This window comes from Ruegeria sp. MALMAid1280, from assembly GCF_049195285.1.
GTDB lineage: Bacteria > Pseudomonadota > Alphaproteobacteria > Rhodobacterales > Rhodobacteraceae > Ruegeria.
Window position 1 is genome coordinate 1 of sequence record NZ_JBMIRT010000012.1, and the last position, 2,804, is coordinate 2,804.

The 2,804-nt window shown below is 62.2% G+C and carries 3 protein-coding genes; all 3 read right to left on the reverse strand.

What is annotated here, in order from left to right; all coding sequences use genetic code 11:
- Position 1 precedes the first annotated feature (1 nt).
- A complete protein-coding gene (gene folD, locus ACOQFT_RS00120) occupies positions 2 to 892 on the reverse strand; it encodes a bifunctional methylenetetrahydrofolate dehydrogenase/methenyltetrahydrofolate cyclohydrolase FolD (protein ID WP_421596045.1) in 891 nt (296 codons plus the stop codon).
- Positions 893 to 943: 51 nt separating this feature from the next.
- Positions 944 to 1,249, reverse strand: a complete 306-nt coding sequence (locus tag ACOQFT_RS00125) for a chorismate mutase (RefSeq protein WP_421596046.1) — start codon at positions 1,247 to 1,249, stop codon at positions 944 to 946.
- Positions 1,250 to 1,307: 58 nt separating this feature from the next.
- The coding region (locus tag ACOQFT_RS00130) for a formate--tetrahydrofolate ligase (RefSeq protein ID WP_421596047.1) at positions 1,308 to 2,804 on the reverse strand (1,497 nt) is incomplete at its 5' end.

A 2,804-nucleotide genomic window follows, 5' to 3' on the forward strand; every position in this document is an offset into this window, starting at 1 on the left:
ATCAGGCGGTCAGGCCTTCGGGCTCTGGCAGGCTGTTTGCGCGGCAGCAGGCGGTCAGCGTGTTGGCCAGCAGGCAGGCGATGGTCATCGGACCAACGCCACCCGGAACCGGGGTGATGGCGCCCGCACGCTCGGCGGCGCTGGCATAGTCGACGTCGCCGACCAGCTTGTTCTTGCCGTCATGCTCGATGCGGTTGATGCCGACGTCGATCACGGTGGCGCCTTCCTTGATCCAGTCGCCCGGAACCATCTCGGGGCGGCCCACGGCGGCCACCACGATATCCGCGCGGCGCACCACATCCGGCAGGTCCTTGGTGCGCGAATGCGCGATGGTCACCGTGCAGCTGTCACCCAGCAGCAGTTGCGCCATCGGCTTGCCGACGATGTTCGAACGGCCGATCACGACCGCGTCCATTCCGGACAGCGAGCCATGGTGGTCGCGCAGCATCATCAGGCAACCCAGCGGGGTGCAGGGCACCATCGACTTCTGACCGGTGCCCAGCAGACCCACATTCGAGATGTGGAAGCCGTCAACGTCCTTGGCCGGATCAATCGAGTTGATCACCAGATCTTCGTTCAGATGCTTGGGCAGCGGCAGCTGCACCAGGATGCCATGCACCGCCGGATCGTTGTTCAACTTGTCGATCAACGCCAGCAGATCCGCCTCGGACGTGTCCACATCCAGCTTGTGCTCATACGAGTTCATGCCGACCTCGACCGTCTGCTTGCCCTTCGAGCGCACATAGACCTGGCTGGCCGGGTCTTCACCCACCAGAACCACCGCCAGACCGGGCGTGATGCCGTTTTCCTCTTTCAGCTTTGCAACCTGATCGGCCACTTGCGCGCGCACCGTCGCCGCAAAGGCCTTACCGTCGATAACCTGGGCTACCATCCTGTGATCCCTTCCTTCCAAAAACAAATCGGGCGCAGGGCGCCCGGGTGTTCAATCAGGGCCGAGCACGCGTTCTTCACGTGCGATCGACCAGTCAATCAGAATGCGCCAAAGCTGCTCGGCAAGATCGGGGTCCATCCCCAATTCACCGGAACTTGTGCGCACGCGCTGCACCACCTCTTCGACGCGCTCGGGGATGCGGGCCGGCAGGCCCTCGCCGGGCTTCAGCTGCGAGGCGCGGTCAATGTAACCCGCGCGCGTCACCAACATTCCGATCAGTTGGCGGTCCAGCGTGTCGATCTGAGCCCGCAATTCCTGCATCGATTGGCAGTCTTGCGGTGGTGTCAGAATGGGCATAGCGATTTCCTCATGGCCCGGGGATATCCCCGGACCACGAGATGTCCTATTCGGCGGTTTAGAACAAGCCCTCGATCTCACCTGCGTCATTGAGGCAGATGGTTTCCGCAGCCGGTTTGCGCGGCAGGCCGGGCATGGTCATGATCTCACCGCAGACAACCACGATGAAGCCGGCACCGGCGCTCAGGCGGACCTCACGCACCGGAACCGAGTGGCCGGTGGGCGCGCCGCGCAAGCTGGGGTCGGTCGAGAACGAGTACTGGGTTTTCGCCATGCAGACCGGCAGGTTGCCGTAACCGGCTTCTTCCCATTCCTTCAGCTGGTTGCGGATCTTGTTGTCGGCCAGAACCTCGTCGGCACGGTAGATGCGCTTGGCAATGGTTTCGATCTTTTCGAACAGTGGCATTTCGTCAGGGTAGATCGGCGCGAAGTTCGCGGTGCCACCTTCGACGATTTCCACAACCTTCTCGGCCAGAGGCGCAGAGCCGTCCGAACCCAGTTCCCAGTGACGCGACAGAACCGCCTCAACACCGTGGTCGGCGCAGTAATCCTTGACCGCCTGAACTTCGTCATCAGTGTCGGTGACAAAGTGGTTGATGGCGACAACAACCGGCACACCGAAGGATTTCACGTTCTCGATATGGCGACCCAGGTTGGCACAGCCCGACTGAACCGCGTCTACGTTTTCCGCGCCCAGATCGGCCTTGGCAACGCCGCCGTTCATTTTCATCGCGCGCACGGTGGCGACCAGAACGACCGCCGACGGTGCAATGCCTGCCTTGCGGCACTTGATGTTCATGAACTTCTCGGCACCCAGATCGGCCCCGAAACCGGCTTCGGTCACCACGTAGTCAGCGACTTTCAACGCGGTCTTGGTTGCGATGACCGAGTTACAGCCATGTGCGATGTTCGCGAAGGGGCCTCCGTGGACAAAGGCCGGGTTGTTTTCCAGCGTCTGCACCAGGTTCGGCTGCATCGCGTCTTTCAGCAGAACGGTCATTGCGCCTTCGGCCTTGATGTCGCGGCAATAAACCGGGGTCTTGTCGCGGCGGTAGGCCACGATGATGTCGCCCAGACGCTTTTCCAGGTCCTTCAGGTCGTTTGCCAGGCAGAGGATCGCCATAACCTCGGACGCCACGGTGATGTCAAAGCCTGCTTCGCGCGGGAAGCCGTTCGACACGCCACCCAAGCTGGCGGTGATCTGACGCAGGGCGCGGTCGTTCATGTCGACCACACGACGCCATGCAACGCGGCGCACGTCGATCTCGGCTTCGTTGCCCCAGTAGATGTGGTTGTCGATCATCGCCGACAGCAGCGAGTGGGCCGAGGTGATGGCGTGGAAGTCACCGGTGAAGTGCAGGTTCATTTCCTCCATCGGAACAACCTGCGCGTAGCCGCCACCTGCAGCGCCGCCCTTCATGCCGAAGTTCGGGCCAAGCGAGGCTTCGCGGATACAGATCATCGCATTCTTGCCGATGCGGTTCAGGCCATCGCCCAGACCCACGGTGGTGGTGGTCTTACCTTCGCCCGCCGGGGTCGGGTTGATCGCGGTGAC